The sequence below is a fragment of the SAR202 cluster bacterium genome (genome assembly GCA_009392515.1).
GTDB lineage: Bacteria > Chloroflexota > Dehalococcoidia > Lucifugimonadales > UBA6952 > UBA6952.
On the sequence record VFGE01000031.1, the window covers coordinates 1 to 19,636 of the forward strand.

The following is a 19,636-nucleotide window of genomic DNA, read 5'->3' on the forward strand; positions in this document are numbered from 1 at the left end:
GAAAATCAGACAATTTTATTTTTGGGAAATAGTGCAAATTATAATGAAGGTCACATTGAAAAATCATATTGGCTTCCAAAGGATTGGCTAGAAATATATATAGAAGCTGTTGTGCCCAATAATAATGATAAAGTGGTATTGGTTTGTAATGATGGACTTAGGTCAGCATTATCAGCAAAGATATTGGACGATTTAGGATATAGCAATACTGTGGTTTTAAGTGGTGGTTTAGAGGCATGGAAGTCTAATAACCTGCCATTAACTACTAAAAGTGATAACAAATATGATTATCCGGATGATGTTTTTGTACACCCTCTTGGGAATCGTGAACTTATGCTTAAATACTTAACATGGGAAAAAGCTTTAGTTCAAGAAGATCAAGAATAATTAGGTCAGTTCTATTTTATAAACTGAGAACCCATTTTTATAGTAAATTTTCTTAAATCCTTGCTGAATCATGAAATCAAATTTATCTAGGCCTTCTTTTGGATAATAAATTTTTTCTAATTCCCCAACATAGATATATTCAATATTATATTTTTCTGCTATATCTTGGGCCAACTTTTTATTTTCTGTTGAAAAGAAAACTTTTACATCTTGGATCCTTGTGTTTATTTCTTCAATAGACTCTCCGGATGTTCTTTGTTGTGTTTGATGCCATCCCCATCCGATGACTGTAGGGTTTCCAGTATATATCGATATACGGTTGCCCCACATGTATCTATGAGGTTCAGTAGTAGCTTCAGCTATAACAGGTGATCCTGGTATATTATTTCGTATCCACATAATACCTTCTAAATCATGGTTTAAATTTAAACCATTCATTTCAGGATTCCAGAGAGGTGCTTTAGTATCTGTATACGATGCGTATTGCATAAATTCCATACCATTTAAACTTTTGAATTCTGTGGTGAATCGATTATTTACTCTTGAGGTTGTACCAAATATAGCAAATAAAGATGCATTTATAACAAAAAATCCAAGTAAAAATATCCAAAAGAATGTAACAATTCGGTTATTAAATATTAATTTAGAATTTATAGATTCGAGTAATATAGTGAGTAAAAACGCTGAGCCAATAGAAAAGAGAATCCATGCTTGATTGTAGAACTTAAAGACTGTGTTCATTCGATTTATATCATTATCAATAGTAAATATGTCTACAAAAATACAAATACTTAACGAAAGTAATATGAAAAACAAGGGAAATAAATAGTATCGATTTCCTAAAGAATTCATATATAAATCTGGAATCATTAATTTAAGCATTATTATTAAAATGACAATAATACCAACGGTAAAATATCCAAAATATAGTGTGAAAGATAGGATCACCGTAATTGCTGAAATAAGAATAATACTAATTGGGAAAATTAGGTTTCTTGGGATAGGTAAAGATGTGTAAAAGCTGAGTGTTTTTAGAAGAAAATATGAAAGAAGTATGAAAAGAAAAAATCCATATATCGATAGAAAATCCGAAATAGCTGTTTGTTCATTACTTAGATGGAATCCTGACGTGTAGATTGTATTATCCAAATGATATGGTAGATATAACAGGTACGAAATAGTAATAAGTGACGAAGAAATTAAGATGAGTTTTGTAATTTTTTGTTGAATCGATGATAGTGAAGTAAAAATCCCAATAAATATAAAAAATAATGAAATGACTAAATATGTTGGATAATCCCAGGTGTTAATTACGGAAAGAGATCCCAATATTAGTGCAAAAGATAAAAAACTTGCGATAAATTTTTTTGTAAAAATTCCCTCCTGTTTTAGTAAGTTAGTACAAACATTTAAACCTACAAGTATTGCTAATATGGTAAATGGAAGGGCGATTAAATGGGCATGTAAATCAGCGAATAGAAAGGTCCAAAAAGGGAATTCTGTGATACTAAATTGTGGTTCCATCATTCTACTTGGTCCCCACCAGTCAAATCGTGTTGGGTTCATGAGATAACTTGGATTATCAATGATTTGAAAAAGTATTCCAAAATTACCTGATAATGTTATGAGAAATAGAGTAACAAAACCAGCAAATATAGATGTTCTGCTGAGATGTATTTTTTCACGGTAAAGAGAATAAATATTATATCCAATTGAGAATGAGAGAATTGCAGTAAATGCATACAAAGTTGGGATGGCAAGATTGTACGCGATTTCTGGAAGAATACCAGAAAGGATTATGTACACAGCTATAAAAAACTGTCCAAAATAATAGTAATTGATATACCCACCGGCAAACCATGGATCGTATGGCGGCATTGTTGTTGATTTTATAATTGCATTTAGATAGGCAAAATCCATTGGTTTTTCACCACCTAGATATGGATGCCATAAATCCGGATTAAACCATCGTATTAGTACAAATAATCCAAATGCTGAAAGAAATATCAAATCTTCTATAACAAATAGTTTGATATTATTTTTTATCGTTGTGACTATATAATCTTTGTTTGTATAAAAAATTCTTATCGAAACTGCACTAAGTATAACCACAATTAATATTATTGAAGACATTGTAAATGTAAGGATATTTAAATAAACAAACATCCATGTGATGTATGCGATTACAAATAGTGAAAGTAATTTATTGATTCCAAATCCTTTATCGGGTAAACCGTGAAAGATAATTAGGGATATAGGTAAAAAAAGAATTGTTACAATTTCTAATAAGATAAACCATGATAAAACGGGTAGTTTTGCAATTAATATATTTTCAGAGAAAATATTATTCCATGTTCCACCGTTGCTGTTTGTTATTTTGTCTTCAAGAGTAAGCATAGAATTTAGCTTGGATGGGTAATTTGTTCGTCCACTATAAATAGTTTGGTATATTTGGTCCGGTTTATAGTGTTGGGTATTCTGAAAAATTAGTACTACAGGGTGATCATAATTTACAATGTCGTTGTCACCATAACCTAGGTTTAAATAAAATCCTGAATTGTCATCCGTTGGAAACCCGATTGGTGTAGGTATGTTATTGATGGAGAAAGTATCATGTTGGAAATGGATACCTGCGATTTCTGGATATTGAGTAAATGATTTAATTAGTGAATATCCTAATTTTTGATTGAAAAGATTATTGTAATATGAAGCGCTAATTGGATATTGGGATGAATTATTAAATATGGCATTGTAAGTTCTATTACTATAAAAGATCAAATACTCAGATGATGACAAATCTATGGCTATATCAAATCCTTTATCTTGTGTGTCAGATTCAAATATTGGTATTTGTTTTACTTGATAACCATAAATATCAGGGATGGATTCATCCCAGTGATTATCATTTATAATTTTTGTTCCTTTTGGGATATTCCCATTGATCCATTTACTTGCCTGAACGGCTGTATGGTCTTTTGTGTACATATTTGTGTATGCCAGACCATACAAAATTGATGATGCAGCTAGTATTGCAATTATTATTGAAAAAACTGGACTTAAAAGGTTCTTTTTTTGACCTAAATAATTTTGTATTTTGAATAAATATCCAGAACCTATAATGATCATTATGGGTATAAGGGGATACATATATCGAGAAAATTTAACATCTACTGTTGCAATAGTTATGAAATAAGCAAATCCCCAGACTAAAAGAAGAATTTCATTCATTTTGGGATATTTAAAGTTATAAATAATTGCTGATGTAAATAATACCCATAGCGAGACACCTGTTAGTAATCCAATGTTCCATTTAGTTGTTTGCAGAAATTCATAAATAAAATTTGGAGAATTTAAATACTGAATGGTATATGGAACTATACCTGCAGTATTTACAATGTTGATTTCTCGAGTATTCCATTCCCAAAATTCTTGAAAATCTAGTATTGAATAGGGATTTAGAACTATATAGGTGGAAAGTATAACAAATCCTGTGATTAGAAATAATTTGAATTGACGAAAATGTAAGGTAATTGATTTATGATCAATTTTAGAGATCAGAAACAGAAGAAATAAAATAGAAAGTGGTATTCCTAGTGATAATGCACTGATTTTGAATGAGAGTGCGAGGCCAATACAAAATCCAGTAACAAGATAGTGTTTGAGGGATTGTTTATTATATAACTTAAGCATGGACCAAAAACTAGCCAGAATGAAAAATACTGAAAATGGCTCAGGTCTATAGTAGTGACTATGCTGAATACTTGTTGGTAAGAAGGCAAACAGAACAAGAGAGAACAATGCTGCCCTGCTTCCAAAAATGTTTTTAGCAATCAGATATATAAATACCATTGAACCTATATCAGCTATAATCGAAAGTGGTCTACCTATAAGGTAAAGATCATATACACCAAGTGTGAAAAAAGGAGAAAGAATTATTTTAAAAAATAATAATAGATAAATTATTGTGCTTCCTATTGGAAACCAGTGTGGGTTTAAAGGACTTTTATCACTATTTAAAAACGTTTGTACTGAAGGCAGTCCAGGCTCGGTTAATTCAAATGGTGGCGCTTTGATACAATCAAGATACCCCAAAGAATTCATGAGGACTTTATACATGCAGTCTACACGCATATATATGGATCGTTCGTCAGGATGAAAATAATAACCACTATCCCAATTCACTCCATACAAGCGTATCAGGAAACCTATAACTATTATTGTAATTATTATAGGTTTATTTGTGAATCCGGCATTGTTTTTAAATAATTTATTTTTCCAGTTAATCACCAGGTTTATCAAGCCTAGGGTCTTTGGTTTATTTATTAGCAATAAATTTTAACATTTCAGCTGTTCTGCATGAATATCCCCATTCATTATCATACCAGCCTAGTATTTTAACCATTGAATTACCTAATACCATTGTGGATAAAGAATCGAATATACAACTATAAGGACTGCCTCGGAAGTCACTAGATACTAAGGGTTCGTCACAATATTCAATTATTCCAGCCATAGAACTTTCAGCTGCATTTTTATAAGCTTGATTAATATCTTCAGATGTTACTTTTTTATCTAATGTAGCTACAAAATCAACTACAGATACGGTTTGGGTTGGAACACGGAGGGCAACACCATGAACCTTTCCTTGTAATTCTGGCATTACAACAGCGCATGTTTTTGCAGCACCAGTAGAGGTAGGAATTATATTCCCGGCTGCAGTTCTTGCTCTTCGTAAATCTTTATGGTTCCCATCGAGGACTTTTTGGTCATTTGTGTAGGAGTGTACCGTTGTCATTAAACCTTGGTTTATACCAAAATTATCATGAAGTACTTTCACTAGTGGAGCTGCGCAATTCGTAGTACATGATGCATTGGATAGTATTTTATGGCTATCTGGATTATATTCATTTTCATTTACTCCTAAAACCATTGTCAGATCTGCATTGGATGCTGGAGCGGTTACTAAGACTGTTTTCGCACCATTGTTGAGGTGTATAGATGCACTTTCTCTATCCGTTAAGTTGCCAGTAGATTCTACAACTATATCAACTTCATATTTAGACCAGTCTAAGTTCTCAGGATTACGGTCACTTGTTTTATTTATTTTATGACCATCTATTTCAAGAATGTTTTCATTGTGTGTAACTGTGCCATTATAGGTTCCATAGGTACTATCATATTTGAATAAATGAGCGTTAGTTTCAATACTGCCCCCATCGTTGATGGATACTACTTCTAGGTCATTTTGATATTGTTCCATTATAACCCTAAGTATTTGTCTTCCAATCCTTCCAAACCCGTTTATACCTATTTTTGTTACCATGATTTAATCCTTATTATTATGATAAGAAAGGAAATGCCGATTTCCCTGCGTATGATACACTTCCTTTTAACTCCTCTTCAATACTTAATAATCGATTATATTTCGCGACTCTTTCACTTCTTGCAGGTGCTCCAGTTTTTATTTGCCCAGCACCTGTTCCGACCGCTAGGTCAGCAATAGTTGTATCTTCGGTTTCTCCAGATCTATGACTAATCACATTGCTCCATTTAGCATTCTTTGCTAATTCGATTGCATCAAAAGTTTCAGTTATACTTCCAATTTGATTAAATTTTATAAGAATAGAATTACTGCTAGTTTTTTCAATTCCTTTTGTTAGTCTTGCAACATTAGTGGTATATAAATCATCCCCAACTAATTGAATTTTATTTCCTATTTGTTGAGTTAAGTTAGCCCATCCATTCCAGTCATCCTCTGCTAATCCATCTTCAATACTTAATATAGGATATGAATTTACTAAATTAATTAAATATTCGACCATTTCATCACTATCTAGATTTAGATTATCTTTTTTTAGTTCATACTTTGAATCTATATAGAATTCTGAAGCAGCGACATCTAAACCCAAATAGCAATCTACTCCTATCTTATAACCTGCATTTTCTATAGCTTTTAATATTATTTCTATTGCAGCTTGGTTAGATTTCATTTCTGGAGCAAACCCACCTTCATCTCCTACATTAGTTGATTTACCTTCTTTAGAAAGTAAAGATTTGAGAGATTGGTATGTTTCTGCACCAAATTGTAAAGATTCAGTGAAAGAGTTTAATCCAGAAGGTATAATCATAAATTCTTGAATATCTGTGGAGTTTGAAGCATGACTACCCCCATTTAAGATATTAAACATTGGAACAGGTAAAGACATTTTGTTATTGGTTATATTGGATATGTATTGATATAAAGGAATTCCATTTGAATTTGAAATTGCATGAATTGTTGCAAGGGATACTCCTAAAATAGAATTTGCTCCTAAATTAGCTTTATTTTCAGTGCCATCTAATTCAATTAAAGTTTTATCAATAGTTTCAATATCGGTGAATTTCATACCTGATAATTTATTCGCAATAGTATTATTGACATTGGTAACAGCTTTTAATACGCCCTTGCCAGAAAATCTATTTGGATCATTATCTCTTAATTCAATTGCCTCATGTGCACCTGTGCTAGCTCCCGATGGAACGTTAGCAGTACCGATACTATTATCTGATAAAGTAACGGAGACTCTTATGGTTGGATTAGATCTGGAATCTAATATTTCTTGAGCAATTATTGATTTTATCTGAAAGTTATCTGACATGTTTTTCCTTATTTATCGTATAAATACTGAAATTGAAGCACTGTTTATTGCATCCATAATTATGTCAGGATAAATTCCTAGACCAATGACCCCAATTAGAGAGGTGATTAACACCAATTTTTCTATATTAGTTGTAGAGATTGTTTGAGTATCATTAGGTTCATTAACATACATTTCTTTTATAACCATTAAATAATAATAAAGAGAGATCAGACTGTTGATAAGTGCAATAATTACCAACCATAAAAGATCTTGTTCTACTGCCGATAAAAATAGGTAAAACTTAGATATAAAACCTACAAAAAATGGCAAACCAGCAGTTGACAACAAGGCAACAGTTATACTTAGAGCAAGAAATGAATTAGTTTTATATAGCCCTGATAAATCACTAATGTTTTCTTTATAAGTTTGATTATAAAAACATATTAAAGCGGCAAATATTACTAAGCCTGAAAAAGCATAACCTATAGAGTGCAATATTATTGCACTATAGGAGTCAACAGTGTTTGCAGCTAATCCAACAAGAATATATCCCATATGACTGATTCCTGAATATGCAATAAGTCTTCTATATTTCGTTTGCGCTATAGCTGTAATGTTCCCTAATGACATGGTTAGAATTGCCAAAATAGCAACAATAATTACAAGGCTTGAGTGAGACCCCTCAAAAATTTCAGAAAAAATTCTTAGTATTAGGGCGATACCAGCGAGTTTTGAAGCTGTAGCTAAGTAACCAGCTATTGGTAATGGTGCTCCTTCATAAATATCTGGAGCCCAAGTATGAAATGGAACTGCAGCAATTTTAAATCCTAGACCTGTAATTAAGAGGAAAAGACCGAACATGAACAGTGGTGGTAGGCTTTCGTATTGAGACGCATATAAACCTATTGATGAGAAGAAAGTTGGATTAACAATATCATTTTTTATAAGTTCAGTATAAATTTGACTAATACCATAAAGAACTAATGCTGAGGTAAATCCACCAAGTAAAATATATTTAATACTTGATTCGTTTGTTTTTTCAGGATCGTTTCCAAGTGAAACTAATATGTATAGACTGAAGCTTAGTAGTTCTAAACCAATGTATGCAGTTAGTAATTCATTTGCAGCTGACATTATCATCATCCCTGCAATTGAAAGAATAATTAATCCATAAAATTCACCTTCATGATTTACATGTTTATCAACGTAATCGATAGACATAAGGATTACAAAAATACCCAGAATAATAAATATAAATTTAAAAAGTAAAGAAAATGAATCTAATTTTAATAGCCCACCATATACTAGTAAGTCTTTCATTTGATTATGGTCAGTAGTAGATAAAATATGAATATTTCCAATATCAAAAAAGAAAGTAATATAAATTGCTGTAAATATAAGTCCAGTTACTGATGCAAAAGGTAGAATATATTTATTTCTTATACGAGTAAAAATTCCAATACCAATTATTATAAATCCAAGAGCAGTAATTAAGATTTCAGGTATGAGGTATGATAAATTGTTTGTTATATTTTCCATGAACTATCCAGCTAAAAATTTGACAAATATGCATTAATTAATTGTTTTACTGATTCATCGACAGCATCAATAAAATATATTGGTAAAACTCCCATAAATACGATAAAGAAAGCAAGAATTATGGACGGTATCAATTCAAATCTACTAATATCAGGTAAATTTGCCCATTTTTCAGAAACAGTACCAAAAAATATTCTGGCAATTAATCGTAAGATATATATAGCTGTTATAGCTGCACCAATTACTCCTAGTATTGCCATAAGTGGATTTGTTTGAAATACTCCAATAAATATGAATAATTCTGCAACAAAACCACTTAATCCAGGTAACCCTAAAGAAGTTAAACCTGCTATGACAAATAAAGTTCCAGTAATACCCATAGGTTTAATTAAACCATCGAGTGTTTCAATGTCCCTGCTATGTGTTCGTTCATATATTACTCCAACTAATGCAAAGAATAGTGCGGTCATTATTCCATGTGAAAACATCTGAAGAACTGATCCAGCTGTACCGATGACATTTAAAGTTGCAAGCCCCATTAATACATATCCCATGTGACTTACACTACTATAACCAATGACATATTTCAGATCTTTTTGAGCCATTGCAGATAATGCTCCGTATACTACATTTATTGTACCCAGAATAAGTAAGAGCCACATCCATTCTTGTGCACCTGCAGGTAAAAATTCAATACATCGTAAAATTCCATAAGCTCCTAATTTCATTAATATACCTGCGTGGACCATACTTACAGAAGTTGGTGCTGCAACGTGACCGTCTGGAGACCAAGTGTGAAAAGGCCACAAACCAGCCAAGACTCCAAACCCAATGAAAAAGAATGGGAAAATAAAAATCTGGAAATCATTTCCAATATTTGCGTTTATTAAGTCTTTGAATAAGAAACTATTTTGATTAGCAACAATAAATGTGGATAAAATTCCTATCCAGATAAGTATGCTACTTGCAACAAGGACAAGCATTAATTTTAATGCTCCGTATTCTTTTGTCCTATTAAATGTTTCGAATTCTGAGCTGTGACCCCATACTGCAATTAGTAAATACATTGGAACAACTGCTAATTCATAAAAGAAAAAGAAGAAAAAGAGATCTTGTGATATAAATACACCATATACTCCAATAATTAGAAGAATATATAAGATAAAGAATTCTTTTATTCTTTCGGTTATTTTGCAAGAAATAAGGGTTCCGGTTAGATAGACAATTCCCACTAATAAAACCATTAATGCGGATATCCCATCTACTCCAAAGTCTAGACGGATTGATAAACTGCGTAACCAAACAACCGAAAAATCAAATTGATTTGGATCTCTGGTTTGTGCAAAAGCCATAAACACATATAAAGAGAAAATACCAGAAATAGCAGAGCCCAAAATTGTTATATTTTTTATAGTTTCCTCATTATTTTTGGGTATAAATAATATTGCCAGTAATGTTATTACTGGTACGATAAGTATTAAAGGTAATATCCAACTATCCAATTAGTACTCCTATAAGATTTTACCTGTTTCAAGAAATATCCAGATAAGAACAATGACAGATATACTAAGCACAATAAATAGTGCATAGTTATATACTTTTCCTGTTTGCATATAGCGCAATTTGTTTGAAGTTGCCTTAATAGCTTCTCCAGGGGTGTTTATTCCTATGTCATTTACAAATGCTCGATCAACATAAGATACAAGAACAGTTATTTTGTTAACGACGTTTGAAACTATCCAATTATATGCATCATCCAAATAATATTTCTGAGAAATAAGATTATTTAAAGATTTAAATATTCCTGAATGAAAAATAGATTTGTTTACATAATTTTCTTGATATAAAAAGTATCCAGCAATAATGCCGCTCAGTGCAAACCCAACTGAAAGCGCGGTAAGAATTAAATCAAATTCAAAGTGAAGAGGATCATCAAGAAAACCCCATGTTACTAAATACATAATATCAAGGAGTGTGTCTTGATATATTAAACACGTTATTATTCCAAACACTATGCTAAATAATGTGAGTATGATTATAGGAATGTTCATTGTTTTGGGTGCTTCGTGAATATCTTTGTATTCAGTTGTTGATTTAGACCAAAATACGAGTATAAAGACTCTTGTCATATAAAGGGCACTCAGAAAAATAAATCCTAAACTTAATAAGAAGTAAATATTTGTAAAATCTATTTTGCCATGGGTTACACCGTGAAGAAGCATATCCTTACTAAAGTAGCCACTGAGTGGCGGAATGCCAGAGAGAGAAAGCGCGCCAATGAGGAAACATACGGTAGTGATGGGCATATAGTGTCGAAGATTACCCATTTTTCGTATATCTGTTTCTTCGTGTAAAGAATGCATTATATTACCAGCAGAGAGAAATAATAGGGCTTTTGAAAATCCATGAGCTACAAGATGAAGCATTGCTGCTGCATAACCACCTGTTCCAATACCAAAAATCATTAATCCCAAATGGCTGACTGTTGAATAAGCAAGAATTTTTTTCAGATCATTCATTACCAATGCCATTGATGCAGCAATGATGGCAGTAATTAGGCCTACAATTGTTACAACAGTAAGGGCTATAGTAGAAATTTCATATAATGGAAATAACCTGGCTGTAAGATATATACCTGCTGTAACCATTGTGGCTGCATGAATTAAAGCACTTACTGGTGTTGGCCCTTCCATTGCGTCAGGTAGCCAAATATGTAGAGGGAACTGTGCAGATTTACCCATTGCTCCAAGGAAAATCAAAAGACAAGCCCAATTAAGCTCAGCGGTGCTATACATACCTTGTTGGGCAGCGAGGATAATATCAGGGATATGGAAAGTTCCAATCGATCCACTACTAGTTGTGAAACTAGCGCCCAATATTAAAATACCAACCATTAAACCAACATCACCTATACGGGTAGTGATAAATGCTTTTTTTGCTGCATCAACTGCAGTTTGTTTTCCATACCAAAAACCTATAAGTAAATAAGATCCTAAACCTACTAACTCCCATGCCACATAAATTAATAATAGGTTGTTAGCTAAGACAAGAAAGAGCATTGCTGCGATGAAAAATGATATACAAGAAAAATACCAAGTTTTTCTTGGATCATCATGCATATATGATACTGAGTAAATAATAACTAACGAACCGACAATACTTATCAAACCTAACATTGTTACTGTAAGGCCATCAATGATTGCTCCAAAATGCATTTCAATATCACCAATAACAAACCAAGGATCGATACCATTCCAACAAACTCCTATTACGTCACAACCATATCTTGGCCATGTATGGGTGACATAAGTACTAAAAACAGTTATAAAAATTCCAATACCAATAAATGAGACAATAATCGGAATAAAGTATGTATATTTGATTTTTGTTCTCGCTAATAGGCCTAAAGCAACAAAAGAGATTATATAGAGGACAGGTGCCCACCATACTATTCCCAGATTACTTGGAGCTTGTAAAGCCGCTTCATTTAATTCCATTAATACATTTCCTTCGGTAGTTTGTTACCATTTCAAAACATCGAGTTTATCAACATCAGTGTTACGTTTTTCTTTATAAAGTTTCAACACAATAGCCAGAGCCAATGCTACTTCTGCTGCAGCTATTGTTATGATAAAAATTATGAGAATATGTCCTAAAAATCTTGATTGATCTAAAAATGCGCTAACACCAATTAAGTTAAGGTTTACTGCGTTAAGCATAAGTTCTATTGCAAGTAAAATAAGTACTGCATTCCTTCGAGAAAGAACTCCATAAATACCAATAGAAAATAATACTATGCTTGCAATTTGTATGTGTATAAGACTTAACTCATCCATTATTTATTACTTTCTGTGTTTGATACTACAATTGCGCCTATTAAGGCCACTAACAAAATGACGGATACTATTTCGAAAGGAATTCCCCAATACGAAAAAAGTTCTATCCCAATATTTTTCATATCTGTACCCAAGGCCCCAGTTACAGTATTTCCACCGGTAGTAATGAAGGCAATTGTGCCTGTTATAAAAAATAATATTGAACCTATGAGGGAGTATTTCCAATGTTTGTTTTTAACTTGAAAATTAAAATCTGAAATATTAGTTAGCATTAGTGCAAAAAGAATAACAATAATTATTGCTCCGCCATAAAGCAAAATTTGTACTATTGCCAAAAACTGTGAGAGTAAAATTACATAGACTCCAGCTATACCAAATAAGGTGATTAATAAATAAAATGTAGCGTGTACTACATGGCGACTTGTAACAACACCTATTGCAGATACTGTTATGATCGAACTTAATATGTAAAATACTAGTAAACTACTCATTTTATTCTTTAGATTCCTTTGACGGTTTTACTGGTGGAGCCCAATTTGTTTCTTTTTGATAACTTTTACCCATTTCTAGAAGTTGTTGTAAATTTGCCCTGTTGCCATTTCGATTGACAACGGATAATTCATGTTGATGGCTCATCTCAATCGCATCAAAATTACATACTTCTACACAAATTCCACATAATATACAGCGGCCTAAGTTGATTTCAAATGCATCTATAATTTTTCGTCGTTTACTTTCACCAGATTCATTTTTAGGATTATCTTTCATTATTGCACTCATACAACTTGTAGGACAATTTCTTACACATACCATACATCCGGTACAATATGGTTCATCAACAACGTCATCGTACATAAGAACTGGAAATCCCATATAACGATCTGCTATTGGTAAATGCTTTTCAGGGTATTGCGCTGTTACGACAGGTCTGAAAAATTCAGAAATTGTAGTCATTAAACCTTTTATACTACTTAACATTTATATTCCCTCAGGTAATTTATAATTTCTAGCTTTACGTAACATTTCTTCTGCATCTATTTTTGCAGGACTTGTAAATCTGGTATACAAAACATATCCAATTATAACTGTCATCAATATATTTATAATCGACAATACCAAAAGAGGTATATCGTAAAAAATGATTACTGATGAAAATATTACATTTGCAAATGATAAAGGTATTAAGACTTTCCATGCAAAAGACATAAGCTGGTCTATCCTCATTCTTGGAAAGGTTCCTCGAAACCAAAAGATGATCAACACAACACCGTAAGATTTAATAATTGTTATAAAAAACCCAAGTACTATGTTTTCTTGTAAAGATACAAATGGAATATGCCACCCACCAAGGAATAAAAGAGTAATCAATACAGCGATGGTAAAAGTTTGTATATACTCTGCTAAGTAGAAAACAGACCAATGGGCACCACTATATTCAACAAAAGGACCTCCTACAATTTCGGATTCTGCATGATATATATCAAAAGGTATTCTTCCAACTTCAGCTATACCAGCTATGAAAAAGAGTAGCAGTCCCAAAGGGAGATAAATTGCATATGGAATTATATTTTGTTTATCGACAATTTCTTTTAAATCTGTTGTTTGACATATTATTAATACTGAAATCGCAACCATGATTATTGGTATTTCATAACTAATCAATTGCGCTGTTGATCGTAATCCCCCAAGTATTGCGTATTTATTAGCAGATCCCCATCCAGCCATAACTAATCCAGTAATTGAAACAACAGTTAAGGCGATAACAAAAAGCAGTCCGAGATTCATATTATTTACTGCCAATACTGAATTATCACTTGCTATAGGTATGGTAACCCATATAACGAATGGAGGTACAAAGACAATAATTGGAGCAAGCCAATATATCCATTTATCTGCTGATTCTGGGATTATATCTTCTTTAACAAGAAGTTTTATGCCGTCTGCGAGGGATTGTAAAAGTCCTTGTGGGCCTACACGGTTAGGACCAATTCTTCGTTGTATTTTTCCTAAAACTCTTCTTTCAAGCCATACCATAGATAAAACGACTATGGTTAGCCCACCAAAAAGTGCAATAATTTTTATCTGTAATAAGAAAAGGTCTACAATACTCATCGATCTACTTCACCCAAAACAATGTCAATTGAACCTAAAATCATAACTGCATCAGAAACATAGGCATTTCGCATCATATGTCTTAAAGCCATTAAGTTACAAAATGATGGGGGACGAATTTTTAGTCTATAGGGTTTATCTGAACCATCGCTAACTAAATATACCCCAAAATCCCCACGAGGATTTTCAGCATGTACAAAAATATCGCCTTCTGGAGGTCGTGCAATTCTTCTAACATTTGCTGCGATTTCTCCATCAGGTATTTGCTTTAAAGCTTGTTCAATAATTTTAACTGATTCTCTTATTTCTTGAACTCTGACAAAATATCTATCCCAAACATCTCCACGATCACCCACAGGAATATCAAAATCAAACCTTTCATAAATAGAATATGGATCATTTTTTCTCAAATCATAGGAAACGCCTGACGCTCGTAAATTTGGGCCAGTAAGTCCAAAGTCTATAGCATCTTCAGCATTGATTAATCCAATATTCCTTGTACGGTTTAGAAATATTTCATTAAACGATAATAAGCTATCTGCTTGATCAACTCCTTTTTTTATTTCGTCTATTAGCCAATAAATTTTTTCAAAAAAATCAGTTGGTAAGTCTTCTTTTACCCCCCCGATCCTAAAGTAATTATGCATCATTCTTGCACCACTTACAGATTCGAAAACAGATTGGATTTTTTCCCTATCTCTAAATCCGTAAAGTATGGGAGTACTAGCACCAGCATCCATTCCCATGGTTCCGTAAAAAAGGAAATGACTAGCTATGCGATTAAGTTCACATAAAATTACTCTTATATATTCTGCTCTCTCTGGTATTTCTACTTCCATTAATTTTTCAACTGCCATACAAAAAACAAGTTCATTATTGAAATTAGCTAAATAATCTAATCGATCAAAAAGAGTGACGATTTGTGCATATTGTTCTCCTTCAGATAGTTTCTCTGATCCGCGATGGAGATAACCTATATACGGATCCACATCAATGACTCTTTCTCCATCTATCTGAAGTACCATTCTGAAAACACCGTGAGTAGATGGATGCTGAGGTCCCATATTTAGTAGCATATCTACACTATTTAAACTTTGTTGATTAGTCATACTTTACCATTCTTTATAATCGTTGAAAGGAAAATCTTTTCTTCCTGGATATCCTTCAAATTCTTCGTATAATAGCAAGGGGGATAGATTCGGGTGGCCTTCAAAAACAACCCCAAATAAATCGTGGCCTTCCCTTTCGTACCAATCGCTACCCTTCCACAAACCAATACATGATGAAATTAATGGTTTATCTTTATCTAGACTTGATTTAATAACATATCGATGGTTGAGGGTTGTAGATTGTAAGTGATAAACAGCTTCAAATCTATCTTCATAGTCAACAATACTCAGGCATAAGAAAAGGTTGCAAGATGTTTCAGGGGAGTTCTTGAGAATTGTAAGAATATCTAAAAGGTCTGTTCTTTGTATATGTATATTAATTTCTCCTAGAAAAGAAGTAATAGTAATATCATATGTACCCAGAATATTTTCAAGTGTAGTAATCTTTTCTACTATGATTGGATCTAAATCTGCAGAAACTTCTTCTTCTGATATTGATTCAGTTGTTTCTTCTTCAGCCATTTCTTCTAGCGTCCTGTTTGATTTTTTCTTGTAATCTTAATATGCCTTCCATGAGTGCTTCTGGTCGTGGAGGACAACCTGGAACGTATACATCAACTGGTATAATGTGATCTACTCCCATAACTACTGAGTAAGATCGATAGTAAGGACCTCCATTAGTAGCACAACTTCCCATGGCAATTACCCATTTAGGTTCAGGCATTTGTTCATAAAGTAGTTGAATAGGTTTTGCCATTTTTTTAACAACAGTGCCTGCAACAATCATTACATCGGCCTGTCGTGGTGAAGGCCATGGTGTTACTCCAAATCTATCAAGGTCATGGTGTCCCATATATGTGCTCATCATCTCAATTGCACAGCAAGCTAATCCAAAAGTTAAAGGCCATAAAGACGACGTTCTAGCTAAGGCTAATAATTGGTCAATTTTGGCAGTAATTACACCAGGGGTACCAGACTTTTGAAGTAGACTTTGTGCCGGTACATTCCCAGAACTTATAGAATCAGGTGTTTCCCAATTATCATTACTTGTAGGGATTAAAGGGATTGAGAGTTTATGATCTCTTTTAGGAGTCCAGGATTCTGGTTGCATTTTATTTATTTCCATTGCAGAACTCCTTTTCTCCAAGCATAAACAATTCCTAGAATTAGTATGGCAATGAATACCATCATTTCATAAAATACTAGATTTGATAATGCCACTGTAAATTCGCCATTAACATTTTCTTTAATTTCGTTGAATACAGCAGCCCAAGGAAATATAAAAACTGCTTCAACATCGAATATAAGAAATAAGATTCCAAATATGTAATAACGTACATGAATTTGTGACCAAGAAAATGGAGTAGGTCGTATTCCATTTTCATATGTGATTAGTTTATCAATAGATTTTCTTTTGGGAGATAATATAAATGATGCTATGAACATACCCAAAATAGAAATAACTCCAAATGCAGTTGCTATTAAAATAGCAATCCAAGTGTCTTGAATTATTTGTACTTCATTACCCACAAGAATCCTCTGAATGAAATCTATGAAAAAATGTTCAGCAGGTATAAATTGTATCAATCCAATTATAGGGGTGTCAAACTTCTAGAGGATGTTTTTTATAACTTCTTATAATATGATGGTGGTAATATAAATTTTAACGTAAATTGTGCTAAATTTATGTCTACTATAAAATATTGTTCTTCATGTGCTACTGAAATGATTCTTAAACCTTTTGAGAATATCAATAGGTTTTTTTGTATTAATTGTGATCGTATGGAATTTATAGACCCCAAAGTTGTGACTGGTGTTTTATTTACAATTAAATCAAAAGTTTTATTAATCCAAAGAAATCTGGAACCTCAAAGAGGGAAATGGACTTTTCCTGCTGGGTTTGTGGATAGAGGCGAGAAAGTAGAAGATGCGGCTATACGAGAAGTTTTTGAAGAAACGGGTTATATTGTAGAACTTGATAAACTAATAGGAGTATATTCACAAAAAAATGATCCGATTATACTCATTGTATATGGTGGGCACGTTGTTGGTGGTGAAATAACTGACAATTCAGAAGTTCAAAGCATACAAACTTTTCCAATAGATAAATTACCTGTTTTAGCTTTTGAAAGAGATCAGAAAATTATAGATGAGTGGATGGAACAATAAGCTATTCTTGAAGATATTTTGAAAATATATCAATCAATTCTTCTAATGAGCGGTCTTCTTTATAATTTTCAGGTGTTTCATTAAGCGCAATTTCTGTCTTACTAACAAAATCATAGGTGTCTGCTGCAGCTTTATGAAACATTCCACTGAGATTTGCAGATTCAAAAGTTGAACTGATTTCTAACATTTCACCAATCCATCTATTTGATTTAGTATGAACTTCACTCATGCCATTCATACGTTTTAACATTTCAGACTGACTTTTACTAAATTCAGCAATTAGGCTGTCGTATACTCCTAAAATTTTGGCAGTTGATAAAACAGAAATATTCAAAGCTATAGTACCCTTAGTCATTCCTGCATAACACATTTTAATCGCAGAAGCTTGTCCAATTTCAGAACCTATATTATTCACTTTAATACCCTTGCCGTTTAGACTTTCTAAAGGGGTTGTATCAGGCCCACTAGTATAAAAAACTGGTTGGTAGTTTTCTGATGGAGGTCCCCCGATAATACCACCATCGATAAAAATCGCTGATGTACCGTTAAAATATTCCGACATTTTTTGAGTTGTTTGTGGAGCGATTGCATTGCAATCTGCAAAATAAATAGATTTATCTAATGATTTGATAGTTTCTGAAATCGTTTTGGCAAAAGGTACAGCTTGTGATGGGACTAATATAGATAGGATCAAGTCGGAATTTTCAACTAAGTTTTTTAAATTTCCTACATCTTGTATTTTTGCATATTTTGCTAACGATTTGGTCCTTTTACTTCTTCCTTCTAATGAAGTGATTACATTAACGTTATTATTTATGAGTTGTGCTCCAACAGCATGCCCCATATCTCCGGGGCTAATTATTCCGACAGTAATATTTTTCAAAATACTCCTTATTATATTCTTGCTTTCACATTCGAAAGTTGTTCATGGGCTTTAACTAATGCTTGAGTACCTTCGTCTCCTAGTCCTTGACTTAATAACCCTGCAAATAACTGGCTGACAAGCGAAGTACCAGGTATTGCGACGTTTAGTTCTTGAGCTGACTCAATAATTAGTCTCAGATCTTTTTGTTGTAGTTTAATCATAAATCCAGGATCAAAATCACCTTTAATTAGTCTAGGACCTAGTGTGTTTAATTGCCAAGAAGCCGCAGCGCCTCCACCAACGGCTTCAATAGTAGTAGGTAAATCTGCCCCGGATTTAGCGGCGAAAACCATTGCTTCAGCTACAGCATTCATGGTACCAGCTACTAATATTTGATTTACTAATTTAGTAGTTTGCCCCATACCTGAAGATCCTGTGTGGATTATATTTTTACCCATTGCTTCAAATACAGGTAGGCAAGTATTAAAATCTTCGTTACTTCCACCAATCATTATTGAAAGTGTGCCTTCGATAGCTCCCCAAGAACCACCGCTAACAGGTGCATCAAGTAATGAACTTTGATGTTTGCTTAATTCCTCATTGATATTTCTAGTTATCTTCGGAGAGATTGTACTCATATCAATTACAATACTATTTGCTTGAATACCTTGAATTACTCCATTTTCTCCGAGAATTATTTGTTCAACATCTGAAGAATCAGTAAGCATAGTAATTATACATTTGGCATTTTCTGCAACCTCTTTTGGATTACTAGCTACTCGAGCTCCTAATTCACTTAGTTCCTTAGTTTTTGATTTGGTACGATTGTATACAATGAGGTCAAAATTACTCTTAATTAGGTTTTTTGCCATTGGAAGACCCATAATTCCTAATCCGATAAATCCGATAGTTTCGTTTTTTACATTCATGTTGTGTCCCTCTTGGTAAATTTGCGACATTAGTATAGAGTAGTAGTACAAACTGTAAAACAACGTAATT

The 19,636-nt window shown here is 32.9% G+C and carries 18 protein-coding genes; 2 read left to right on the plus strand and 16 right to left on the minus strand.

The genetic code is table 11. From position 1 onward, the window contains the following. On the plus strand, positions 1-387 hold a 387-nt coding region (locus FI695_04470; protein MQG51216.1), incomplete at its 5' end, for a hypothetical protein. On the opposite strand, the gene FI695_04475 is transcribed toward FI695_04470, so the two are convergent. The 14 genes from FI695_04475 to FI695_04540 form a co-directional block, all read right to left on the minus strand. Next, on the minus strand, positions 388-4,569 hold the full coding sequence (locus FI695_04475; protein MQG51217.1) for a hypothetical protein: 4,182 nt from the start codon (positions 4,567-4,569) through the stop codon (positions 388-390). It abuts the gene before it with no gap. A gap of 133 nt (positions 4,570-4,702) precedes the next feature. Further along, on the minus strand, positions 4,703-5,710 hold the full coding sequence (gene gap, locus FI695_04480; GenBank protein MQG51218.1) for a type I glyceraldehyde-3-phosphate dehydrogenase: 1,008 nt from the start codon (positions 5,708-5,710) through the stop codon (positions 4,703-4,705). Between the two features lie 16 nt (positions 5,711-5,726). Beyond that, the gene (locus FI695_04485; protein MQG51219.1) at positions 5,727-7,025 is read right to left on the minus strand and encodes a phosphopyruvate hydratase; all 1,299 of its coding nucleotides are present in this window, start codon (positions 7,023-7,025) and stop codon (positions 5,727-5,729) included. A 12-nt stretch (positions 7,026-7,037) separates the two neighbouring features. After that, positions 7,038-8,546, minus strand: a complete 1,509-nt coding sequence (locus tag FI695_04490; GenBank protein MQG51220.1) for an NADH-quinone oxidoreductase subunit N — start codon at positions 8,544-8,546, stop codon at positions 7,038-7,040. Between the two features lie 11 nt (positions 8,547-8,557). Then, a complete protein-coding gene (locus tag FI695_04495) occupies positions 8,558-10,048 on the minus strand; it encodes an NADH-quinone oxidoreductase subunit M (protein MQG51221.1) in 1,491 nt (496 codons plus the stop codon). Positions 10,049-10,057: 9 nt separating this feature from the next. Further along, positions 10,058-12,043: an NADH-quinone oxidoreductase subunit L gene (nuoL, locus tag FI695_04500; protein MQG51222.1), complete on the minus strand. Its 1,986-nt coding sequence runs from the start codon at positions 12,041-12,043 to the stop codon at positions 10,058-10,060. Between the two features lie 24 nt (positions 12,044-12,067). Continuing rightward, positions 12,068-12,382: an NADH-quinone oxidoreductase subunit NuoK gene (nuoK, locus tag FI695_04505; protein ID MQG51223.1), complete on the minus strand. Its 315-nt coding sequence runs from the start codon at positions 12,380-12,382 to the stop codon at positions 12,068-12,070. Next, on the minus strand, positions 12,382-12,873 hold the full coding sequence (locus FI695_04510; GenBank protein MQG51224.1) for a hypothetical protein: 492 nt from the start codon (positions 12,871-12,873) through the stop codon (positions 12,382-12,384). The genes nuoK and FI695_04510 overlap by 1 nt, the downstream gene beginning before the upstream one ends. 1 nt (position 12,874) lies before the next feature. Beyond that, positions 12,875-13,360, minus strand: coding sequence for a 4Fe-4S dicluster domain-containing protein (locus FI695_04515; GenBank protein MQG51225.1), 486 nt, complete (start codon positions 13,358-13,360; stop codon positions 12,875-12,877). Further along, entirely contained in the window at positions 13,361-14,494 is a 1,134-nt protein-coding gene (gene nuoH, locus FI695_04520) for an NADH-quinone oxidoreductase subunit NuoH (GenBank protein MQG51226.1), read from the minus strand. Then, entirely contained in the window at positions 14,491-15,603 is a 1,113-nt protein-coding gene (locus tag FI695_04525) for an NADH-quinone oxidoreductase subunit D (protein ID MQG51227.1), read from the minus strand. The genes nuoH and FI695_04525 overlap by 4 nt, the downstream gene beginning before the upstream one ends. Before the next feature lie 3 nt (positions 15,604-15,606). Next, the gene (locus FI695_04530; protein ID MQG51228.1) at positions 15,607-16,125 is read right to left on the minus strand and encodes an NADH-quinone oxidoreductase subunit C; all 519 of its coding nucleotides are present in this window, start codon (positions 16,123-16,125) and stop codon (positions 15,607-15,609) included. Next, positions 16,118-16,714: an NADH-quinone oxidoreductase subunit B gene (locus tag FI695_04535; GenBank protein MQG51229.1), complete on the minus strand. Its 597-nt coding sequence runs from the start codon at positions 16,712-16,714 to the stop codon at positions 16,118-16,120. The genes FI695_04530 and FI695_04535 overlap by 8 nt, the downstream gene beginning before the upstream one ends. Positions 16,715-16,719: 5 nt before the next feature. Continuing rightward, positions 16,720-17,049: an NADH-quinone oxidoreductase subunit A gene (locus FI695_04540; protein ID MQG51230.1), complete on the minus strand. Its 330-nt coding sequence runs from the start codon at positions 17,047-17,049 to the stop codon at positions 16,720-16,722. Positions 17,050-17,289: 240 nt separating this feature from the next. Here FI695_04540 and FI695_04545 point away from each other — a divergent pair, with 240 nt between their 5' ends. Then, positions 17,290-17,772, plus strand: coding sequence for an NUDIX domain-containing protein (locus FI695_04545; protein ID MQG51231.1), 483 nt, complete (start codon positions 17,290-17,292; stop codon positions 17,770-17,772). A gap of 1 nt (position 17,773) precedes the next feature. Here the strand turns inward: FI695_04545 and FI695_04550 are convergent, their stop codons facing one another. Both FI695_04550 and FI695_04555 read right to left on the minus strand, forming a co-directional pair. Continuing rightward, positions 17,774-18,655: an NAD(P)-dependent oxidoreductase gene (locus FI695_04550; GenBank protein MQG51232.1), complete on the minus strand. Its 882-nt coding sequence runs from the start codon at positions 18,653-18,655 to the stop codon at positions 17,774-17,776. A gap of 11 nt (positions 18,656-18,666) precedes the next feature. Then, the gene (locus FI695_04555; protein ID MQG51233.1) at positions 18,667-19,566 is read right to left on the minus strand and encodes an NAD(P)-dependent oxidoreductase; all 900 of its coding nucleotides are present in this window, start codon (positions 19,564-19,566) and stop codon (positions 18,667-18,669) included. Positions 19,567-19,636: the final 70 nt, after the last annotated feature.

Bases quoted from the DNA above. Each gene is read 5' to 3' on its own strand.
- nuoH (MQG51226.1), bottom strand. From the start codon at position 14,494: ATGAGTATTGTAGACCTTTTCTTATTACAGATAAAAATTATTGCACTT.
- FI695_04555 (MQG51233.1), bottom strand. From the start codon at position 19,566: ATGAATGTAAAAAACGAAACTATCGGATTTATCGGATTAGGAATTATG.
- gap (MQG51218.1), bottom strand. From the start codon at position 5,710: ATGGTAACAAAAATAGGTATAAACGGGTTTGGAAGGATTGGAAGACAA.
- FI695_04510 (MQG51224.1), bottom strand. From the start codon at position 12,873: ATGAGTAGTTTACTAGTATTTTACATATTAAGTTCGATCATAACAGTA.
- FI695_04515 (MQG51225.1), bottom strand. From the start codon at position 13,360: ATGTTAAGTAGTATAAAAGGTTTAATGACTACAATTTCTGAATTTTTC.
- FI695_04545 (MQG51231.1), top strand. From the start codon at position 17,290: ATGTCTACTATAAAATATTGTTCTTCATGTGCTACTGAAATGATTCTT.
- FI695_04490 (MQG51220.1), bottom strand. From the start codon at position 8,546: ATGGAAAATATAACAAACAATTTATCATACCTCATACCTGAAATCTTA.
- nuoL (MQG51222.1), bottom strand. From the start codon at position 12,043: ATGGAATTAAATGAAGCGGCTTTACAAGCTCCAAGTAATCTGGGAATA.
- nuoK (MQG51223.1), bottom strand. From the start codon at position 12,382: ATGGATGAGTTAAGTCTTATACACATACAAATTGCAAGCATAGTATTA.
- FI695_04485 (MQG51219.1), bottom strand. From the start codon at position 7,025: ATGTCAGATAACTTTCAGATAAAATCAATAATTGCTCAAGAAATATTA.
- FI695_04530 (MQG51228.1), bottom strand. From the start codon at position 16,125: ATGGCTGAAGAAGAAACAACTGAATCAATATCAGAAGAAGAAGTTTCT.
- FI695_04525 (MQG51227.1), bottom strand. From the start codon at position 15,603: ATGACTAATCAACAAAGTTTAAATAGTGTAGATATGCTACTAAATATG.
- FI695_04535 (MQG51229.1), bottom strand. From the start codon at position 16,714: ATGCAACCAGAATCCTGGACTCCTAAAAGAGATCATAAACTCTCAATC.
- FI695_04540 (MQG51230.1), bottom strand. From the start codon at position 17,049: ATGTTCATAGCATCATTTATATTATCTCCCAAAAGAAAATCTATTGAT.